11 protein-coding genes are annotated in these 22081 nt (G+C 42.3%); 8 read left to right on the top strand and 3 right to left on the bottom strand.

The features are described 5' to 3' along the window. Positions 1-95 precede the first annotated feature (95 nt). A complete protein-coding gene (locus tag LNTAR_RS11695) occupies positions 96-6269 on the bottom strand; it encodes an InlB B-repeat-containing protein (protein WP_007278921.1) in 6174 nt (2057 codons plus the stop codon). Positions 6270-6678: 409 nt separating this feature from the next. Between LNTAR_RS11695 and LNTAR_RS11690 the strand changes: the two genes are divergently transcribed. Together LNTAR_RS11690 and LNTAR_RS11685 are read left to right on the top strand one after the other, a co-directional pair. Beyond that, the gene (locus LNTAR_RS11690) at positions 6679-8214 is read left to right on the top strand and encodes a DUF6288 domain-containing protein (RefSeq protein ID WP_040914782.1); all 1536 of its coding nucleotides are present in this window, start codon (positions 6679-6681) and stop codon (positions 8212-8214) included. Positions 8215-8456: 242 nt separating this feature from the next. Continuing rightward, entirely contained in the window at positions 8457-12233 is a 3777-nt protein-coding gene (locus LNTAR_RS11685) for a 3-keto-alpha-glucoside-1,2-lyase-like domain-containing protein (RefSeq protein WP_007278919.1), read from the top strand. Positions 12234-13026: 793 nt separating this feature from the next. Here the strand turns inward: LNTAR_RS11685 and LNTAR_RS11680 are convergent. Further along, positions 13027-13632 (bottom strand): RNA polymerase sigma factor, encoded by a 606-nt coding sequence (locus LNTAR_RS11680; RefSeq protein WP_007278918.1) that lies wholly within the window; start codon positions 13630-13632, stop codon positions 13027-13029. A 176-nt stretch (positions 13633-13808) separates the two neighbouring features. On the opposite strand from LNTAR_RS11680, the gene LNTAR_RS11675 reads away from it, so the two are divergent. From LNTAR_RS11675 to LNTAR_RS26635, 3 genes are all read left to right on the top strand, one after another. Further along, a complete protein-coding gene (locus LNTAR_RS11675; RefSeq protein ID WP_040914781.1) occupies positions 13809-16841 on the top strand; it encodes a hypothetical protein in 3033 nt (1010 codons plus the stop codon). A gap of 36 nt (positions 16842-16877) precedes the next feature. Then, on the top strand, positions 16878-17534 hold the full coding sequence (locus tag LNTAR_RS11670) for a 3-keto-disaccharide hydrolase (protein WP_007278916.1): 657 nt from the start codon (positions 16878-16880) through the stop codon (positions 17532-17534). An 89-nt stretch (positions 17535-17623) separates the two neighbouring features. After that, positions 17624-18346, top strand: a complete 723-nt coding sequence (locus tag LNTAR_RS26635) for a prepilin-type N-terminal cleavage/methylation domain-containing protein (protein WP_007278915.1) — start codon at positions 17624-17626, stop codon at positions 18344-18346. Between the two features lie 292 nt (positions 18347-18638). On the opposite strand, the gene LNTAR_RS27190 is transcribed toward LNTAR_RS26635, so the two are convergent. Next, positions 18639-18809, bottom strand: coding sequence for a hypothetical protein (locus tag LNTAR_RS27190; protein WP_157473512.1), 171 nt, complete (start codon positions 18807-18809; stop codon positions 18639-18641). Between the two features lie 123 nt (positions 18810-18932). On the opposite strand from LNTAR_RS27190, the gene LNTAR_RS25615 reads away from it, so the two are divergent. From LNTAR_RS25615 to LNTAR_RS11650, 3 genes are all read left to right on the top strand, one after another. Continuing rightward, positions 18933-19640, top strand: a complete 708-nt coding sequence (locus tag LNTAR_RS25615) for a type II secretion system protein (protein WP_007278914.1) — start codon at positions 18933-18935, stop codon at positions 19638-19640. A 64-nt stretch (positions 19641-19704) separates the two neighbouring features. After that, positions 19705-20226: a hypothetical protein gene (locus LNTAR_RS11655; RefSeq protein ID WP_007278913.1), complete on the top strand. Its 522-nt coding sequence runs from the start codon at positions 19705-19707 to the stop codon at positions 20224-20226. Next, positions 20226-22040: a c-type cytochrome gene (locus tag LNTAR_RS11650; protein ID WP_007278912.1), complete on the top strand. Its 1815-nt coding sequence runs from the start codon at positions 20226-20228 to the stop codon at positions 22038-22040. Before LNTAR_RS11655 ends, LNTAR_RS11650 begins: the two co-directional genes overlap by 1 nt. Positions 22041-22081: the final 41 nt, after the last annotated feature.

Genomic DNA, 22081 nt, shown 5'->3' with positions numbered 1-22081 from the left:
TGCTTGATCCTCAAATTGCAGTAAAAAGCACAGGGGGATCCTAGACTGTCGAGAATTCATTCTCGACAGTCCCGTAAGTTTACAGTTTTTAATACTTAGGGGGTGTTTAGGTCACTTTGTGATGAGTTCCACTCACCTAAGTCCGCATTGTAAGTCCAAATTCTAACTCGAATATCATTAACTAGCGTACCGGTGATATCAAAAACACCTGAATCCACATTCCAGTCGAAATAGGAGCCATCGATAAAGGCTCCGTCTGAGATCCTTTCTAGCTCAATGTAGTACCAACCCAAGTAGTTACTTTGATTCCAGTTGAGAGTTAAACTCGTACCGTCAAGACCATGGGAAGCATAAGTCGCGGCCTGATTTTCACTTGTGGCCAGGTCCTTAATATCCTGATTCCATTGCCCAAGATTCATATCATAGGACCAAATGTGAACTTCATAGTAATCCAATGGCTGACTCACTGCACCCACGAGTGCTTCAGCACTTGTTCGAGCAAAATAATCACTCCATTCAACATCCTGAGTAAATTTATTCACTAGCTGAATGTAGTACCAGCCATCGTAAGTACTTCTGTTCCATTCGATACGTAGCTCAGAGGCATCGCCACTATAGGAAGTGAACGAGGCATTTGCCGGAGTAAAATTAGGATCGGTAATTACCGAGTCCTCGATATGCCATTCGCCATTGGCATAAGTCCACAGGCGCACATAGACATTTTCATAGCCACTGAGATTAAGATCTACAGTCGTAACATCGGAATCAAGGTACATGCCATAGAGATCATCCATGCCTACAGATGTACCAACGGCTAAATAGTAGTAGGCCGTATTGTCCAGAGCTGTCCAAGTCAGGGTATGAGAACTCGGATTCGACATCGTTAAAGATGAAAGCTGTAATTGTTTTGATTCGTAGAGAGCTGTGACAGTGAGATCGGAACTTACATTTGTGAAGCTGGTATCCCATCCCGTAAATGACTGTCCTGCTGGCGCTGCCACAGTTGGTGCAGTAGCAGCTTCGCCATCAAGTACATTTTGTACAAGTTCGCCACTCACTAAGCTTCCTCCATTGAGATTAAAAGTTACTTCATGGGTAAGAGCCGCATTTACTGTAATCAGGATTGAGTCCGAAGCAGTAGCTCCGTAATCGTCAGTCACCGTCAGTGTGATGGTGTGGGAACCTACAGCCAAATCGATAGTCGGATTTGCGCCAGTTGCAATTTCCACATCGTTCGCTGTCCAAACATAGCTAGCAATTGTGCCGTCGCTGTCGCTTGAAGCAGAAGCATCGAGTGTTACGCTCTCACTTCCGTTGTTGTCTGTGTCCTCAACTGTCTGGTCTTCGCCGGCGTTAGCAGTCGGAGCCTGATTAAGATTTACTAGTGCAAAGTTGGCCGTATAGGTTTGGCTGCTCGTCACATTGGTATCGGAACGTGGGTTGGCGGTGCTGCCGTCACTCCAGTTGACAAACTCATAATTGGCATCCGGCGTGGCTGTTACTGCTGTAGTGCTACCATCGTAGATGACTTCTTGTGTGGCTATACCAGTGATACTTCCGTTAGGACCAGCCTCGTAGGTGACGTAGTTGACCGTCGCGCTCAGATCCGGATCTTCATCGCCATCCACGACGAAATAATACACGGATGTCCGCATCCAGCTGTCACCGCTGTTCGCCGTTCGCTCAGCGTTAACATAGAAACCAATGGAATCCAGGCCATGGAGAGAGATCGTCGCAGGTGCCCCTATGGTGTCGGAACCACCGTTCAGCGGTGTGTACTCGCTCCAAGTCAGGGTGGATACATCCACATCCTGATTGCCGGTGGTAAAGGTTTGATCACTGATGTAGAACTGGCCGTCCTTCTCCACCACCCAGCGGTTTTCATAGCTCAGATCGGCCGACCCGATTAGGTCTAGCTTGAAACGAGTAGGAGTGACGTTCCGGTCGGCCAGGAAGTCTGTCTTTTTCCAGACCATCATGGCTTTAGTACGATCCCCAGTAATCATCTCTTCTGCCAGTTCGGCATAGCCTTGTGTCGCATCGCTTTTGATGGTGAGGCCGGCCTGGTGCGCACCGTAAAATTCCGGCGTACGGTTGGTGATATCGGTAAGGTAATAATCGTTGACGCCAAGAGCGGGGCTGATCGGTGTGGAAGCATTGTAGCTATCTGCTGCACTCATGCTAACATCAGCTGTTACCATGTGCTCTGCACTGGCAGGCGGTTCACTAGCGTAGGGATGATCCACTGGAAGGTTACTTTCAAGACCCCATTTCCATGCCAGGTAGCCTTCGATTTGTTGGACCTGCTGGTCTGTCGCATTATCCAGCACTATAATCTCTTTTATGCTGCCATTCAGGAATCCCGCAGGATCCGAAAAAGCATCTCCATGATACCGACCTCCAATAGAAGAGCGTTCTGACCCGCTATAAGTAATTGTTCCTGTGTCACCTGTGTCAGTATATGTTTGCGTTCCGTTGTGTCTTATGGTTCGGGTGCTGGCATTACTCCGATAGGCGCTTCCAATAAAGAAACTGGTGTTAGCCGTGACGGAAGGGTCAGGGTCACCAGCTCCTGCAGTACCACGCACAGTGAGTGTAAGCTTATCAACATCTGCAGAGCGCTGCCGTAACTGCCACCCGACACCGTTTTCTCCGTGGTAGGCGGCAAAGGCATTGCCCCATCCAGATGAGCTGTCCCATTTACCTAAAACGATGACACAGGGATTCTGTAGGTCTTTGAAGACGTCATTCGTAACAGACAATATATCACCACCGTCAAAGTCTATCTGATCACCATTCAAGGTGGGCTGGCGTTCTGCCGTGCCCTGGTATGCGTGATTATTATTTGCACTCTTGTCGGCCCACTGCGAAACCGCACCACCACTCTCGGTGATCGTCGAGGCATCGGAAGCGTCAAGCCAGAGAGCTTTCGGCAAATTATCTATGTCTGCGGAGTTACTGACAATTTCAAGTCGGGGATCAACACTCTTGTAGGGATGATCCACTGGAAGGTTACTTTCAAGCCCCCATTTCCATGCCAGGTAGCCTTCTATTTTTTGACGGGTATCGACATCAGGCTCTCCCTTAACAACAATTATTTCTGAAATTGAGCCTGTGAGACCCTCATCAGCCACATAAGTATCACCAATCAATCCTAGCTCGCTACCACCATTTGCTATACCAGTAAAACTTTTAGATGCAACAGAATCTCCATCGCTCTTTAAAGAAATTGTCGAGTTGTCCGTACTTAGATTGATACCCCAAATATGTGACCCTGTAGTTGAAGTTCCTCCCGTCAAGTCATTAGCCCAAGCATACCATGTTATCTCATTTGCCGAATCCCCTATTCTGAACGAATATGACTGACTGTTATTTTGAAATCGTCCATTTGAGAGAAAGCCTTGGTATGTGCCTGTTGCTTCTCCTACGATAAACACCATAGATGGCTCATCGGTATCTGGCATGACACCGTGTGCGACATTAAGATAGTCGTCTCCATCAAATGTTAACACATTGCCGTCATAAACCGGATTACCAATTCCGGTTGTGGCGTCATTGCCATTTCCGCTCTTGTCTGCCCAAGTCAACACATTTGATCCGCTCAGTCCGCTCTCCGAATTACCCTCTTCAATACCATCACCATCAAGGTCTTTGGCGTCAAGCCAGAGAGCCGGATTAAGTTTCTCAATACTCCAGTACTTTGCTGGAGCCCCCCAGCGAACCGGGGTGCTCGGCTGTGTCACAGGTGCCTCAGTCATGAACAGTTCAGTGGATTCGGACCATGCCTCGCCCTTGGAGTTACTCGCAAAAACACGGTAGTAGTATTGCCGTCCGGCAACTAGATCAGTCAGCTCTACAGAGAAATTATTTCCCTCTGTTGCCGCAGCGATCGGGACAGCGTTCTCCCAATTGCCGGGAGTGGTGCCACCGTCGGTAGCGCCCCAGTAGATAATGACATCGGCGGTGACTCCGACACTCAGCTGCCCCTCGAGTGTGGAACTGAGCTGGCCGCCGGTGGCCCCCGCATTAATCACCGTAGGTTGTCCGGGGCTAAGGGCCTGAACGGTAAAGGTGTATGTTGGGAGAAGTGGGTCTGAGCTGGAGATAGAGACTGTAGCTGTGTGCAGGCCTCCGCTTAAATCGGCAGTGGCATCATAGGTGATGCTAAAAGTGGTCGATCCCAACGGCGCAATCGCCCCGGAAGCGGCATCTTGCGTCAGTGTGAAGTTGCCGGATGCGTCGGAGAGGGTGACACGAGGTGAACCTGTGAGATTAACGGTATCGGTAGCGGACTGATTTAAAATGGTGAACACCTTGGTGAGCGAGGCATCCACATAACCGAAGTCTGTACCGTCCGTAAGATCCGGGGTTGTGTCGCCGGTTTCTATAACGACATCATTGCCCAAAACCTGACTTAGACCTTGGGTACGGGTGTTGGTGTAGGTCCAGGTGTCGGAGAGGCCATCGTAAACCGGGTCGGTGGAAGTGGTGCTGAACTGGGCATCAAATTCGAAGGATCCGGCAGCTCCGGTTTCTCCAATAACAGTGACCGTCTGGGGTACATTGTAGTTTTCTGGTGTGAAGGTAAGCTGGCTTGGGCTGACTTTGCCCTTGAGAGCGTCGCTCGAGGCGATGTTGACGGTGACGTCATGGGTTGGCGCCATGATGAACTGAACAGTCATAGTGTCCGAGCTGCTTGGCGTGACCGATTTTGCCGATGCCGCAGATGGCATCACCTTGAATCCCGGTGCTCGGGTCTGGCAGCGGCCCATACGCCAGGCAGTCTCATAACCGATCTTCTGGGCCATCCAGACCTCGGTCATGGGTGAGGGCTCCGGATCCAGCGGGCAGCGCCCAGAGTAGAGCGTGTACATGTAGGTTCCGACGGCGTGGGTCTGGTCCCAGTTGAGATGGTTGCTATCTCGCATTGGGTTTCGGTCCGGATATTCTTTATGAAATTGCGCCCAGAGCATGCGGGTGGGCATCCAGCGTGCCCCTATCGCGGCATCTGAGAGCCTATCGTTGGCTCTGCCAGTGTCGTAATAATCCATCATGGCGATGTAGTGATCGTTGGCGATTTCAGTGGAATAGGCGGTGGTATTCCATTGATATTCAAAGCCAAGTCCCAGCTGCCAGTAATCTGGATTCAGCTTGATTCTACCATCTGGATAGGATCGTCCGTGGTTCCAGGCAATCGGCATCTCATTGCCGACAGGCCAGCCTAGGCCGTCGTCCTCCGGGGTATTGCTATTGTAGGTAGCCCATGAAGAACTACCGCCGGGGCAATAATCGATTGTGTTGTGTGTCACCCGGCTACGGTTCATGGCTGCTTTCGCTGCGTTCTTGAAATCCTCTTCCGTGCTGGTGCCATTTTCACTGAAATGCACATCCCGACGCTTGTCGCCCAGCATCAGGTAGGGATTTATAAAGTTAAAATCACCCGAGTATTGAGGCTGACCCACGTTGGCTGCAACTGTGGTTTGCACCGTGTTGGCCAGAGTGTCGTTATAGGTGTAATCGGAATTTGAGGCGCTCTGATTGTAGATACGGCTGTAGATCGAAGCCGCGGCGATATAAGCGCCGTCCGCATTCGGGTGACTGCCACCGCTTGGAGAACCGGCTTCCTGCCAGGCCAGGGCAGCAGGTGCTACCTTGTAGCCGCCAGAGCGACCAGCGCGGTAAACGATTTCCTTATAATGATCAACTGTTGATGAAGATGCAGATGCTGGCCAGTTCATCAATAGGATGACTTCTGCGGGATCGGCACCTTTGGCAACTTCTTCGGCTACTTTAGCCACGCCCTGGGCATACATACCGGGAGTCTTTTCCATGGTGTAAGGGTCGCCAATGATCACGACATAATCCCAGACATGGTCGCCTTCTCCACGCAGGTTCGCCCAGCGAGCTTCTTCCGCACCGGCTGGGAGCGGGTAGTGGAACCAACCAGTCAGGTTGTAAGATCTCGACCCGAAAGTATGGCCATTATATACAAACCCAGATGGGTTAATATCATTAAAGCGTTCTGCCACCGTGACGGTGGCATCGCCGGGTCCGTTTTGAGTAAGGATACTCTGTAGTTCGCTTGCAATAGCAGTGGGCGAAAACGCAGCAGAGTCGGATCCATACTTATCGCCGAGGTCTTGATCCGAGCCAATGATGAGTACTTTTGTATCATCAGCATAAGTAAAAGCCGTAAAAAATAAGGCGATAAGTAAAAATAAACTTTTTGCCTTCTGGGTGAGTTTTAAATATCTAGTGTTGGTTTTCATAATTTTATCTCACTCTTTTTCGAGAGCGCTGAATTTCTTTCATAGCTTAAGCGATTAATACTCATCATTATCCTTTGTTAATATTTATATTATAATCACAGAAGAATTAGAGGCGCCTTTATATGGGGCGTAACACTTTTTTGAAAATTTTATAAGTATTTAATGATAAATAATTAATAAATCATACTTTTTGAGCTCAATTTTTTTTCGAAAAATATTATTACAGGCTCATGGATTCACGATTAAAAAAGTAAGATTTACAGGAAGTTTTGCTTTAAGATTTTTATATAAAATCTGCTCTAGAGTGTATAAATCCTAAAATGATTTATTTAGTAAAAACTACTCAATTTGTTACGCTGTTAAAAAATTTACTCTTAATTCTAAAAAGAATCTAAGTATAAGGAGTGATATGAAATTTTCCATAAATCCCTTGTCTAGCTTGATGACTAAGTCCCTTGTTTTAAGTTTAATTATTTATTTTGTGAATTTTAATACTTTGCTTGGGCAGGTTCACTATAAAGACGATGGCAAACCATGGAGTACACGGACAAAAACAGGACCCGATGCCGAGGTGCCTGGCTGGTACTATAATTTGGGTATCACTGGAATCAGAGTTCAGTTAGACCCCGTAAACCTAAAGGCACTTCAAGTTAAGTATGTCTTTGCAAAATCACCGGCTTCTAAAAAGGTTTATGTGAATGATTTAATTGTTGGTGTCAATGGCAAGAATTTTCAGAAAGATCATTTAAATGGCTATGGAATGGATAAATTTGGAGCGCAAGGTCCAATTGAAGAATTTGCTCATGTGCTGGAAAAAGCACAGACTTTCCAGGGTAGGGGCTATTTAACATTAAATATTCTTCGAAAAAATAAGCCGGTACAGGTGAGATTAAAAGTTTCAACTAAGTACGGAGCTTATGCTGATAGCTATCCAGTCAATTGTCAAAAAAGTAAAAAAATCACCAAAGAACTTCTAGATTATATTATAAAAAATCAATTCCCCAATGGGGGATTTGGTCACCCAGTAGATGACCTTTGGTGTCCTCTTGCCTTGATGGCTAGCGGAGATCGCAAATCAATGAAGGCCGTGAAAAAGAATGTGTACCTACAAGCAAGGTCGGTGGAAAATTATAAAAACAGGAATGAAGGTTTAATTAATTGGCATTATGTCACGGCTGGGATCGTATTGAGTGAATACTACTTAAAAACTCGGGATCGGAAGATTCTGCCCGCAATTCAGTTGACCTATGATTTTTTATATAAATCTCAATATACTGATTATTCTCAGGTGAGTAAAAGGGATCCATTGGGTAACCCCAATCGTAAAAACCCAACAAAAGAGCAAGCGAAAGGTGGGTGGGGGCATAATCCGGGATATCAAGGTTATGGGCCGATCGCAATGATTACCGGCAAAGGAGCACTTGCTCTTACACTCATGAGTCTTTGTGGAATCGAAGTTGATCAAGATAGATTAAAAATGGCCTTTGATTTTCTACATCGTGGAACGGGAAATAATGGTTACACATGGTATGCAGACAAGCATTCAGCTCACAATAAGTACGCAGATATGGGGCGGACTGGGGTAAGTGCCATTGCTCACAGCCTAGCATCAGATTCCTCTAATGAATATAAAAAACACGCTTTATTACAATCAAAATTGATCGGTGATTTTCCACTCAGCTTCCCAGATACCCATGCATCACCTTTGATGGGAATGGGTTACACGGCTTTGGGAGCGGCTTTAGACAAAAACAACTTTCAAAGACTTATGAAAGCCAACCGTTATTGGTTTACTTTATCACAATGCTATGACAAAACTTTTTATTATCAACCTAACAGGGATAGTAATGGCTATGGTGCAGATTCCCGTTTGTTAGCATCAGCAGTAGTGGCTCTGACTTTCCAGATCCCCAAAAAAAGTTTGTATATAACGGGGAAGCGTTAGTAAAGTTTAACATGATTGCCTAGTTTATAGTAAGGTGTTTTCGTTTTTTTAGGGTGAAGATTTTCTAGTGAGAAGAATCTGGTGTTCACTAATAAGGTCATAATTCTCACTTTATGGATGTTTTTTGTTACGCCAGCAGTGGATTAGCCTCTTGTACTACTAAATGACAGTATTTAGTAATTATAATTTTTTTCTAAAAACAGTTTTACACAATTAAATTTTTATCGAATCAAAGGGAGTCTATGCAATCCTTAACACTTAAATCTTTTTTTAATTTCAATATTTTATTAATGTCCCTTTGTGCTATGGGAGATACTAAACCCTTTCATAAAATTTATGAAGCAGAGGATGCAAAAAGAGACCAACTAACTATTAAGAATAACCATCTGGGTTTTTCTGGAGAGGGCTTTGTAGAAGGCTTCTATAACAATGCTGACGGATTACTGACTTTCACAGTTCAAGCCAAAAAAACTGGTCCACAATACATTACCGTTCGCTACGCAGCTGGTTTTGGAAATGCCGTCATAATTCTAGGTGTCAATAAGGAAGAGCAAGAATTTTCCATGCCAAGTACGGGGAGTTGGAAAATATGGAGCGAGGTCAGTATTCCAGTTTCCCTGAAACAGGGTACTAATGCCATATCTTTTAAAATGAAAGAATCTACAACTCAATGTTTGAATATTGATTACCTAAGTTTGGGTAAGTCAGCAAAGAAAAGTATCAAGCCAAGACCTAGAGTAGCTACCAATGCAAGTCCGACACTTCGTGATGCCTTTTTCAAGCCTGGTGGATGGGAAGATATTGCCGATGCTAAAGCAGTAGGTCACAAACTCATTGTTACTGAAGAAGGCGAAGGAATGCTGATCAACGGGCGCACAGGCAAGACTAATAACATCTCTACGAAAAAACATTATCAAGATATAGAGTTCCATCTCGAATTCATGTTGGCTAAAGGCTCAAATGCTGGTGTCTACTTTATGGGGCGTTATGAAATACAGATCCTCGATTCCTATGGAAAAGATAAGTGGGGTTTTGACGTTTTGGGTGGTCTCTATCAGCGCTGGCCTCCACAGCGTGGTGCTGGTGTTCCAGCTAAAGTCAACGCCGCAAAGAAGCCGGGTGAATGGCAAACTATGGATGTTATTTTTCGGGCGCCTCGTTTTGATGAAACAGGTCGAAGAGTTTCTCAGGCATTCTTCAAAGAAGTCAAAATCAATGGTCAGCTGGCTCAAGAGAACCTTTATGCTGTTGGACCGACTCGCTCTTCTCAATACAATGACGAAGCTCCAAAAGGACCCATCATGATCCAAGGTGATCACGGCCCCATTGTCATCCGGAAGATGACCGTTAAGGAAATCGATTTAAGTCATATAAAAACAAAGAAATTATCTCCAGATGAACAACGCCCTTTAGCACAAAATGGAGATCCCATGATAGACATGGTAGCCATGGGTAAAGATGTTTTTCAAAACAAAGGCTGTATAGAGTGTCACAACACTACGACAAATGACCAGATCGTTAAAACTGGACCTGCCATTTATGGAATCTTTCAAAAGAAACCTATTAGCATAACAGTTAAAGAAAGTGCCGAGGATCACATTGTCAATCTTCCTGCGGACAAAGCCTACCTCTATCAATCTCTACGTGAACCTACCGCGCACCTCTCTCTCAATAAAAAAGATAATAACAAAGCCTTTCTGCCTATCATGCCGGCCTTCACACCTGAAACGCTAAAAGATAGTGAAATCGAAGCCTTATATCATTACCTCATCACTCTCAATGAAGAAAAAAATGCGGGCCCTAAAGTTAGCTGGCTTAATAAACCCAAGGATGAATACAATATCTGGAAAGATCGTGGATCAGTCATTGTGCAGGATCGCCCTCGTATGCAGCGGGCAGACATTCCTGGGACATCGGCAAGATCCTATTTTGTTGGTTTACCTGGAAACCTCAACTACAGCTTTGATCCGCGCAGCATGGGGATATCGATGATTTGGAATGGTCCTTTTGTGAGTATTAATGGCATGATGAACGGTCGTGGCAAGAGCAATTCAATCGGCGATAAAGCCATATTGTGGACGCAAGGGACGAGTGACTTCTTTACTCCCTATTTGAAATCGGGTCGATTGCTTGATCGTTCCTTTACTGAATCGGCGAGAGCCGATTCCCATTACGTCTCAAATAACTTAAAGTTTGAAGGTGATTATTTAGAAGAGGTCCGCAAAATGGATAGCAAGTTGCTATCTGTGGAAACCTCAAAAGGCAAGCTCCCAAAATTTAATTATGAGGTAGAGGGGAATCAACTGGAGCTCACTTTTGAGGTCTTAAAAAACAACTCAATAAAAGCTATTTTTAATGCCCAACTTAAACGTGACCTAAGCCTTAGTGTTCCCACAAGTAACTTTACCGATTTCACGGCTAGCGTGGGCACTGTTTTGGATGGTAAATGGACAATTCCTGCAGGCTCTCATGAAAATATTAATTTCACTGCTAAGCGCAAGTCTAAGCTCAAAAAAGTTCATACTGCAGGAGTGAATTCTGCTCCAAGAGAAAATCTCCTTGGTCAAAAAGTTCAGTGGTCCAAAGCCAATGATGCTGAGCAGAAAAAAGCCGGTATGGACCAAGCCTATACACTTTACAATGCAGAAGTCCCCAAAGATATTCACGGTCGTAAACAACTCTTTGAGCCGCTGGGGATTGAGTTTTTAAATAAGGACATTGCTTTTGTCACAACCCGAACTGCGGGTGTATGGAAAGTTGTTAATGACAAGTGGTTTCTTTTCTCGGAAGGTCACTACGATTCACTCGGCTTGGTCATCGAATCAGAAAATTCTATAGTTATTGGCGAAAAGCCAGGTTTAACTCGCCTCATAGACAGCGACGGCGATAATTGGGCCGACAAGCGCGAAAACATTTCTGATCAATTCCGTTTCAGTGGTAATTACCACGAATACCTACACGGCCCGATTTCCTACAAAGGTGGCTACCTCTACAACTTAAACCTTACTCACAACTTACCCTCTAATTACAAAGCCGGTGGTAATTTTATGGGGACTGGAGGAGGCTTAAAGGGCTGGATGTGTTACGTCGATAAAGATGGTAACTTTTCGACTTTTGCCAATGGCTTCAGAAGTCCAGCAGGTTTATCGCTCTCACCAGATAAAGAAATCATTTATACCGAGAACCAAGGAGAATACGTCGGTACTTCAAAAGTTTTCAAAGTCGAAAAAGGGAAGTTCTACGGAAATCCTACGGGTCTCGTCGATCTCCCAGGACATACTTTTAAAAGTCCAGAGGTGCAATGGGATGCCGTCAAAGACAAGCGTGAACTCGCCATGATCTTACTCCCTCATAATAAGGTCATGAATGCCCCTGGTAATCCAACCTGGGATCTCACAAAAGGCGCTTTTGGCCCATTCAAAGACCAAATGTTTCTTGGTGATCAAACTCAATCCTGCATCTATCGTATTGACACTGAAACCATCAATGGGATTGATCAAGGTGTTGTACTGCCCTTTGCAAACAAATTGGCATCAGGGGTCATGCGTTTGACTTTCGACCCCAAAGATAAGAGCCTATGGGTAGGTCAAACTGGCCGAGGTTGGAGAGCAAGAGGTGGGGCAGAAAGTAGTCTACAGAAGATCACCTTTAACGGTCAAGAGCCCAATGCGATTTACACTATTAAGGTAAATGCCAAGGGCTTCGATATTCATTTTATCAAAGCTCAAGACAGTCAAAATTTTGGTCCTATTAAAGTGAGCTCTTGGTATTACGAAGATTCCCGCCATTATGGATCTCCAGAGAAAGGTGGTCGTTCTGAAGAGATATCATCAATTAAGTGGAGTGCGGACAAAAAGACTTGCTCGGTGGAATTTAAAAGCTTTAAGATTGAGGATGAAAAAGTTGCGGGCCATACCTCAAGAGTCTATTACCTAGATCTTACGCAGACTAGCTTTGGCAAAACCGTAGGTGCCTTTCTATCGAAAGCCTATTACACACTCAATTCTATACCCAAATAGAGTTGGGGTGAGCAAGTACTCAGAATAGCTATTGAGTTAGGGCTTGCTGAATAATTGCGTTTTTAAGGAAGAATGATTTGTGACAAGGCGAAGTTGTATAAAAATACTACGATCCGTAGGCGCAATTATTCTTTCAAAAAACGGTTTATAGGGATCGGTTATGAACTGCAATTCCATAAAGCTTATTGCTTCTCTTGCAGAAAAAATCAAAATTACTTTCTTAATGCTTTGATAATCAGATAAAAACATCCCGTTCAGTAAGCCCTAGTTATTCGGTAATCATATAGAAATGTACTAGTAGTTAATGCAGAAAGTATACTTTAAACAAGTCCGATAAGGTAAGTGGCTGTATGAAAAATAAATAATAAACGAATTAGAGCCTACAATTTTTAGCATACATGAAAACTGCATGACTCAGAATATCTAAATTTTCAGGGCTCAACTGTGAGTCCGCTAGAATGTAGCATGCTCCGTCAGGGGCATGAAAATGGGTTCGGAATTAATCTAGGGCCCAAGCTTGGGTCCGACACTCTATGCCGGACTCACATCCGCGAGCCCTCCATTCATTTTATTATCTCGTACGTGCGGCTTTACCGCACGCTATTGTATATCGGTGCGCTGCACCTTTATTGTGTTTTTCACAGAGCCTTGAAATCCTAGGAGGGCTGAGCACAGAATGATCTTCTGAATGCAGTAAGCATGAGTTAGATGAAATAAGCCACAATAAAATATTTGGCTCGCCCAAATTAGGTTTTAGACTTTTGCTTGCAGTGAGGTTTGATCAGCGGAGCGATTACATATCCAGTTCAGTATTGAGCCTTAGCACTTCTTTCTTTAGTGCATTAGTTCCACGTTGACGATAAACTCTTACAGAAGCTTCTGTGGTAGAAAGTTTTTCTGCAGTGGTTCTTGTAGGGATATTATCAAATGAATCCTGCAATGCGATCATGATTTTTTCTGAGATCGATGATTTTAAATTATCTAGGGCTTTCTCTAAAATGAAGATTTTCCACTCTTTATCGGCAATTTGCTCTATTTCTGCATCACTAATATTATCGACTGAATGCAATGCACTGGAGTATTCAATATTTTGCTTTTCGTTGCGTCCAGCTTTTGATTTGAGATAAGTTCTTACTACATTTTTAGTAACTACGCTCAACCAAGTACGAAAGCGGCATTTATTGGGACGGTATTCAAACTTGGGTAGGTCTTTCCATAATTGCAGTAAGACATTTTGAAGTAGGTCTTGGCATAGTGCTGGACTCAGTTTAAAGCTTCTGATAATCACATAAATATAATTTTCGTAGGACGCTACAAAGTCTTCCCATGTTTTATCATCGCGAGACTCAGTTTGAATTCGCTGAATGAGGGTGAAGCGTGTTTTATACTGATCTTTCATATTGTAATAGACGTCTCTTATTTTTTTAATACAAATTTGCCTAGGCTTTATGTCATAAAAGAGGCTTTTTTATTATGTAATTAATGAAAAGATTGAATTATGGCTTGTTCATCTGTTACGCTATTAAACACTTTCCTCTTATTTTAGCAAATAATTTAATGAAATAAAGGTAAAAAATGGTGTATAAAATTTTTCTCACGGTCTTTGTAAGTCTGACTCTCTTTGCGGACGTACATTTAAATTCGTCTTTAAGTAATTTTAACTTAGGCAATGATCAACTGAGTATAAGCATAAATTCAAATGGCAAACTTAGAAAAGTCCTGTCCCATGGTGAAAGCTTAAATCAATACAATAAGCTAGGTCCATTGTTTAGTGTGACCTTGCTTGAAAATGTCTATGGACTCAAGGATGGAAAAAGACGTACGGTAGAACTGAAGCATGCTTCATACAATCAAGGTGAAATTACTGTGGCTCCTGCGAAGGGAGAACTCCCAAGTTTTACTTTTAAGACAATTGACAAGGGTGATTACTTCATTCTTAAACTCATTTCCATGAAAAATCTTGAGAATGAAAATGCAACTGTTTTAACCATGAGAAAACTGGCACATACCAGTTGGATGCCACTGGATAGCGTTACTAAAAAAAGTAGTCGCTTCAAGGATGATCCTAAGTTTTTTGGTGTGTTGCAGCGCTCAGATGACTTGCCGCTTGGTAGTATCTCTATGTGGGCCTCAAAAGAAGGACTCGAAGAAGATGAAGTACTTTACAAAGTATGGGCCAATGAAGATATGCCCCATCCAAATGTCGATGGTGAATGGACTGTGGAACGTGCCAAGCAGTGGATTGCTGATTACATAGAATTAGTTTGTAAAAAGCATACAAGTGAAATGATCATAGGTCCTCGCAAACCAGAAGATTTGAAAGAGATTTCACAAGTGGCAAATAAATTTGGTATCTCAAAACTTTACATGCATTTAAATTCCTGGGGAGGGCGTTACTGGGCTAATGACCGAGATAACCTTGAGGTCAATCATGATATCTTTCCAGATGGTCGTAAAGATATGGAGGCCTTTGGCCAATTGCTCAAAAATAAAGATATGCAGCTCACTCTTAGAAGTATAAGTTATGCATTAGGAGGGAAGCACCCAGAGTATCTTGGCGAAACTCCCCATGCGCAATTGGCGACTTGGTGGAAAGGTAAGCTTGCTACAGATATTAGTTCACAGGCCACTGAAATCATAGTGACTGAAACGAATGAGCAGAGAACAGAGTTTGATACTAATTATCGCTGGGACAATATTTTTAATCGTAAATGTATTCAAATAGGCAATGAGCTCATCACTTTTAAATCCTTTGTTGATAATGGTGACAAGACCTGGACTTTGAAAGGCTGCAAGCGTGGTTTTGGTAATTCAGTTGCCACTAATCACAAAGTAGACAGCCCAGCACGAGGGCTTTACAGAATTTACGGCATTGCTTTTGCACCAGACCCTGACTCTAAGTTAATGAAAGAAATGGCAAAGAATTTTGGTGAATTTCATAACGATATAAATGCAGGTATTGTTAATTTTGATGCACTTGAGGTTCACGAAATGATGTATAATTACGGCGACACCAAATTCATGGGTGAAGTCTATAAGCATATTAAAACGCCAATGCATGGCAGCACCTCGGGACCAGGACTCACTTGGGGCTTTATTGAAGGGATGTTTAACTCAGTAAAAATGGCTGAAGATCCATGGAGAGCTACAAGACCTAAAGGGATTCCATACGCTGTTGATATGAAGTTGGGCTTACACCAAAGTCATTGGTCGGCGAGTAGTCCCTATGCCTATGTCTGGGCAATTCCAGCCAATGCAGCAGCGGGGCGTCAGCTGGCTGTATCAGCGCAAGCTGGTTTTCACGACGTGACAACAGAAATTATTAATCAGCACGGACTTATTGATTTTTATGCCAAGGTTTTTAAGCAATGGAGTAAATACGGGAGCCAATTACCTGCACACATTAGAGAACGCATCTTCAATTCATGGTATAAGAATCCATGGGAAGCGCGTTATTCATTGATTGATGAACTCTTTCGCTTTGAGGGTGAGGGGGAGGCGCTTAGCGTGGTTCCTTTCAGAATGATGAAAGGCAAAAATGATCGTGGCTGGACTTATCACCAGGAACATGGGACAGTGTATCCTTACCAGTACTTGCGCCCCGGTCAAAGCATGAAAGTGGAGAATCCTTATGACCAGCAAAATCCTGAATTTATTATTCGCGTCATGTCTGACTTTAAAAGAAATATTGATGTGGTGAATGCGCTATCAAAAACTGAAAGTGCTGAAGATAAGAAGTTCAATGATATGCTGGATAAGTTTCAGGGTGCCTCTGGCGTAGTGATTGAAGAGAAAAAAGTTGATAATGATAAGAATACAAAAATTAATTATCGCATTATGCCCAATCCCAATGAGAAAAACCCACAAAAGAAAATTCGAGTCAAGGGGTCCGTAACTTTTACTCAAGAATCAAATGGAGTTCGCATTACTTGTGCCAATAATTCTGATGTACAACTCAATCAAGTGAACAGTAAAAATGATACGCTATCTTGGTATCCAGTAAATAGTAATATTGACCAAGCTGGTGGCCTAGGACTTGTTGTGCACGGTGATGGCAGTGGCTCTACTTTGGTCGTTCGCACCAAAGGCGATGGTTCCAGGGATTATATTGTCCATTTGGACTTTAAGGGAAAAAGATATATAGAAATCCCATCTCCTCAGGTCTCCTGGGTAGATGCGCGCTGGCCATTTCTAAATGCCTACAAGCGCTGGAGGTCAAATAAAATCACTGGTATTGGAATTGGCTTTAATAATGTAAAATCAAAAACCTCCGTGCTAATAGAAGATCTGCGTTTTTTACCTGAGAAAGAGTCAGTGTTGAAAGATCCTGTCATTCAGATTGGTGAAGGTGAAATGACCATAGTTGGTGAAGTTAAATCAGGACATTACCTCTGGTATATGGGGGGGGATTCCGTAGGTGTTTACGACCTGAACTGGAATAAACTAAAAGAGCTTCCCATCAGAAATAATTCATGCCAGGCAAGCGATGGTGATAATGAAATTAAAATTATCAACAATAATGAAGGGAATAACCCTTGGCTGGAAGTTCAGTTCTTCGTTAAAGATAAGGCGATGCTTATCAATGATAAACTCAGCCAAGTTAAATAATTTTTCAACAATATTTTAGTACATATAGGAACAAAAATGAAGTATATTTTAATCAGTTTAATGGCTCTATTGACCGGCTGTATCTCAAATCAAAATAATGAATGGCAGAGCCTCTTTAATGGCCAAGATTTACAAGGCTGGAGGAATTATAACAGTCAGGGAATTAATGGAAAATGGATCGTAGAAGATAGTGCTATTCACTTAACAGAAAAGGGAGGTCAGCACATTGTTTATAATCAGCCCTTTAAAGACTTTGAACTAAAGTTGCAATGGAAGATTTCTGAGCGTGGCAATAGTGGGATCTTTATCAGAAGTTCTGAGAGATATCAGTATCCATGGATGTCAGGAGTAGAGATGCAAATTCTTGATGACGAGAAACATCCCAATGCAAAAAATCCATTGACCAAAGCAGGGTCCTGCTATGATTTAATTGCAGCGCCAGAGGGAGCCGTTAATAAGGCAATGGCATGGAATGATGTGCATATCATTGTAAAGGGCAGTCATTATCAGTTTTTTCTCAATGGAGTCAAGACGGCCGATTTTGATGTGAAGAGTGCGGAATGGAGAGCTTTGATTGCGGGTTCAAAGTTCAAAAAGTATCCCGGTTTTTCGGAAAATAAGCAAGGCTTTATTTGTTTGCAGGATCACGGTGATCCAGTTTGGTTCCGCAATATAAAAATTCGCGAATTATAATCAATTTTCCTGTCATTTGTTACGCTGATTAAACATGCGCCTCTTATGTTTTTAGTATTAGAATAATAAACTTTATTAAATAGGTAAAGATGAAACAGAAATTCACATTGATTGAACTATTGGTTGTAGTGGCCATTATCGGAATTTTGGGTTCGTTATTACTGCCCAGCCTTTCCAAGGCACGCATGACTTCGAGAATTGCTGTCTGCAAAAGTAATTTGAAGCAAGTTTACACGGCTCAAGTACTTTTTGCCGATGACAATGACGATATGGTTTTTACAAATAACAAGGGTCCTGAATGGATGACTTTAACGAAGTTTAATAAAAATTTTGATTCTGATGGTCTCCCTAAAAATAAATACGCTGGACAGTTTATTCATTCAGATGGATCGCCTTTTTTAGTACCCTATTTAGGACCAAGTGATTCCGCGGTTTATGCTTGCCCGGCTACTGAAATAGATAAAACTTCAGATTACTATCCCACTAATAAATGGGGTTTTAAAGATAGGTCCTACGAGGGGTTTATGGATAGGAATAGTGGATACCCAGTTAAATGGGATGAAGTCTATGCTTTAGGTTTTGATAGTGCTAGTATACACACAAGGCTATGGGCTGAAAAAACGCGAAAGCCCTTTGTTATTGATGCATTTTCTCAATCAGGAGGGCTTGCAGGAGATTCCAAATTCCATAATAATACCGGAAATTATAATCTCTTGGTCACTGATGGCAGTGTCGTTAAATACTATCTACCTTATAGCTTGGCGGATACAGCTGCTAAAAAAATGTATATGGAAGCGGCTATGGGCTATTGATTTAGCTCATCATATATACTAATAAATTAATCACAAACATTATCATAAAACTAAAAAGGAAATCATGAAGTATTTCCTACTTTTGATCATGGCTATCAGTAGCCAAGTCTATGCTCAAGAAGGAGCTTTTCGCTGTAATTTAGATTTACGGGCAAGATTCTAATTTTTTCAATTTAGCAAGGATTTTATCGCCTACGACACTCATAAGGGGAGCTTTTGGAAGTATTGGCAGGCATCTGATAAAAAGCCTGGTGTTGAATTTGTAGGTGTTTACGACCTGAACTGGAATAAACTAAAAGAGCCTCCCATCAGAAATAATTAATGCCAGGCAAGCGATGGTGATAATGAAATTAAAATTATCAACAATAATGAAGGGAATAACCCTTGGCTGGAAGTTCAGTTCTTCGTTAAAGATAAGGCGATGCTTATCAATGATAAACTCAGCCAAGTTAAATAATTTCACAGATGTCCGTGTAAAAACACCTAACTTTTAATAAAAATTTTTCTAGTCATTTGTTACGCTGATTAAACATGCGCCTCTTATATTTTTAGTATTAGAATAATAAACTTTATTAACGAGGTAAAGATGAAACAGAAATTCACATTGATTGAACTATTGCTTGTAGTGGCCATTATCGGAATTTTGGGTTCGTTATTACTGCCCAGCCTTTCCAAGGCACGCATGACTTCGAGAATTGCTGTCTGCAAAAGTAATTTGAAGCAAGTTTACACGGCTCAAGTACTCTTTGCCGATGACAATGACAATATGGTTTTTACAAATGATCAGGGCCCTGATTGGATGACCTTAAGCGTATATAATGTAAATACTAGTCCAAATGAATGGTCCAATGTGAATATCCATTCTGATGGTGCGCCCTTTTTAGAACCCTACTTAGGGCCTAGAGATTCAGCTGTTTATGCCTGCCCGGCCACTGAAATAGATCAAAGTTCGGATTACTATCTTGCTGATAAATGGAATTTTAAAGACAGGTCATACCAGGGTTTTATGTCCCGCAATATTGGATACCCAGTAACATGGGATCAAGTCTATGCTTTAGGTTTTCATGCCGACCCCAATAATTACACATTATGGTCGGAAAAAACACGCAAACCCTTTGTTTATGATGCATTTACTCAATCAGGAGGACTTGCAGGAGATTCCAAATTCCATAATAATACCGGTAATTATAATCTCTTAGTCACTGATGGCAGTGTCATTAAATACTTTTTACCTTATGGATTGACGGATAGAGCTGCTAAAAAAATGTATATGGAAGCGGCTATGGGCTATTGATTTAGCTCATCATATTTACTAATAAATTAATCACAAACATTATAATAAAACTTAAAAGGAAATTATGAAGTATTTACTACTTTTGATCATGGCTATCAGTAGCCAAGTCTATGCTCAAGAAGGAGCTTTTCGCTGTAATTTAGATTTACGGGCAAGAATTCTAGTTTTTCAGTTTAGCAAGGATTTTATCGCCTACGACACTCATAAGGGGAGCTTTTGGAAGTATTGGCAGGCATCTGATAAAAAGCCTGGTGTTGAATTTGTAGGTGCCGTGTATAATTCGGGGGGACATGGTCCTCAACCCATTTCACATGGTGAAATAATTGTGGAACGTAAGACTCAGGATGTGTGGTCTCTAGGCGCGAAAGAAGCTCAATATGTCTCTTATTCACCAGTGAGAAAAACCCTGACATGTAAAATACTTAGGTCAGATGCTTCAAGTATTAAAATTATCGAAAGTCCCGAATTCAAGCAAGGGAGATTTTACCGTAATTTTCTTATCTCAGGTCTCAAAAAGGGAGAAAAAATCAACTTGAATAAATTTGAAGTGAGCCAAAATGGTTCCATTACTTTGGAGGTTAAATAATGTACAAAACTATCTTATTAAGCCTCTTTAGTCTAATACCAGGTATTATGGCAGATCCCGTTAATGCCACTAGCCATGTATTTGATCGCTCTCCTGGCTTTGGTGAAAAATTACTCAGTATTAATCCCAGCATTGATTACCAAGATATTAGTCCAAATATTTCGAAATTTCGCGTCAGTGGATTTGATTTCTTTTCCGATGGCCGTTTAGCTATTTCTCTATGGGATGCCAAGGGAAGGGTTTATATTCTAGAGAATCCTCTCGCACCACAAGAAGAGCACAAATACATTAAGTATGCAGAGGGCTTACATGAAGCCCTAGGTATAAAGGTAGTCGATGATCAAGTTTATGTTCTACAGAAAAGTGAATTGACACGCTTGGATGATACCGATAAAGATGGTGTGGCAGATGAGTATGTCTGTATCTCAAATAAATGGGACGTTACGACAAATTTTCATGAATTTTCTTTTGGACCACTTTATAAAGATGGTAAATTTTATATTGCTCTAGCTGTGGCAGTTAACCCCGGTGGAGTTACGACTAATCCGCAGACAAAAGATCGTGGGACCATTATCGAGATTGATCCCAAAAGTGGTGATTACCGTGTTGTGCTTGCTGGTTTGCGCACTCCAAATGGCTTAATGATTAATGCCGCAGGAGACATGTTTGTAGCAGATAATCAGGGAGATTATCTACCCGCAAACAAAATTATGCATATTAAAGAAGGTGCTTTTTATAATCATACCTACTCGCCGAAACATGCTTTTGCGGATAAAGAAGTCACACAACCCGCCGCGTGGTTGCAGCAAAATGAAATAGCTAACTCACCAACTCAAGGTTCTTTTGTTCCCCATGGAATATATAAAGATCAATTGCTCATTGGTGACATTCACCATGGTGGTCTAAAGAGAATTTTCTTTGAAAAAATTGATGGCGAATATCAATCAGCTGCCTTTCGTTTTACTCAGAATTTGAGAGCCTCAATTAACAGAACGATTTTTGATAAAGACAATTACTTATATTTAGGCGGTTGTGGTATGGGGGGGAACTGGGCTACAGAGGGTTTAAAGCATGACGGCATCATGCGTGTTAAACTCTATGATCAGTCAATTTTCGAGATGCTTGCGATCCGCGCAAAGAGCAATGGTATAGAGATCGAATTTACTGAACCCGTAGCAGAAAATATTGCCTGGACTAAAAGTCTTTATCGCATTAATCAGTGGACATATAAGCCGACTCGTAATTACGGAGGGCCAAAAATTGATAAGCAACAATTAGAGGTGCTTTCGGTCACACCAAGCCAAGATCTAAAAAAGGTCTTTGTTGAAATCGCTGGGATGAAAGAAAAGCATGTCATTAACTTGCGCTTAGCGAATAATTTTGCATCGAAATCCGGAGCCCAGCTCTTTACTGGTGATGCTTACTACACACTCAATAAAATACCACAAAATAAAGTAATGATTGCCAAATCAGTACCATCTCATGTGGAGCTTATCTCAAATGTTTTTACGTCCAGTAATGAACATCCCGGTGCAGAAGTCTATCGTGCACTCTGCATGTCTTGTCATAGTCTCGATGGGTCTAAACTCGTGGGGCCGACTTTTAAAGGCTTGGCTAAAAGCATGAGAACGGTCATTAAAAATGGCAAAGAAGAAAAAGTCCACGCGGACCGCGCTTACCTTCGTCGCTCAATTACTAAACCAGCAGAAGAAGTAGCTAAAGGCTACCAGCCAATCATGCCGACTTTGGCACCGAATATGAGCAAAAAACAACTAACTGATGTCATTGATTACATGGAGTCATTGGCAAAGTAGTATTCTTAACAAAAACTTTATTTTATAATCTTAAATATTTG

It is taken from the genome of Lentisphaera araneosa HTCC2155, from assembly GCF_000170755.1.
Classification (GTDB): Bacteria; Verrucomicrobiota; Lentisphaeria; order Lentisphaerales; family Lentisphaeraceae; genus Lentisphaera; species Lentisphaera araneosa.
This window is presented reverse-complemented; position numbering and strand designations above follow the sequence as displayed.

Coding starts and splice junctions, on each gene's coding strand:
- LNTAR_RS11655 (WP_007278913.1), top strand. CDS start 19,705: ATGAAGTATTTACTACTTTTGATCATGGCTATCAGTAGCCAAGTCTAT.
- LNTAR_RS26635 (WP_007278915.1), top strand. CDS start 17,624: ATGAAACAGAAATTCACATTGATTGAACTATTGGTTGTAGTGGCCATT.
- LNTAR_RS25615 (WP_007278914.1), top strand. CDS start 18,933: ATGAAACAGAAATTCACATTGATTGAACTATTGCTTGTAGTGGCCATT.
- LNTAR_RS11650 (WP_007278912.1), top strand. CDS start 20,226: ATGTACAAAACTATCTTATTAAGCCTCTTTAGTCTAATACCAGGTATT.
- LNTAR_RS11695 (WP_007278921.1), bottom strand. CDS start 6,269: ATGAAAACCAACACTAGATATTTAAAACTCACCCAGAAGGCAAAAAGT.
- LNTAR_RS11685 (WP_007278919.1), top strand. CDS start 8,457: ATGCAATCCTTAACACTTAAATCTTTTTTTAATTTCAATATTTTATTA.
- LNTAR_RS11690 (WP_040914782.1), top strand. CDS start 6,679: ATGAAATTTTCCATAAATCCCTTGTCTAGCTTGATGACTAAGTCCCTT.
- LNTAR_RS11680 (WP_007278918.1), bottom strand. CDS start 13,632: ATGAAAGATCAGTATAAAACACGCTTCACCCTCATTCAGCGAATTCAA.
- LNTAR_RS11675 (WP_040914781.1), top strand. CDS start 13,809: ATGGTGTATAAAATTTTTCTCACGGTCTTTGTAAGTCTGACTCTCTTT.
- LNTAR_RS11670 (WP_007278916.1), top strand. CDS start 16,878: ATGAAGTATATTTTAATCAGTTTAATGGCTCTATTGACCGGCTGTATC.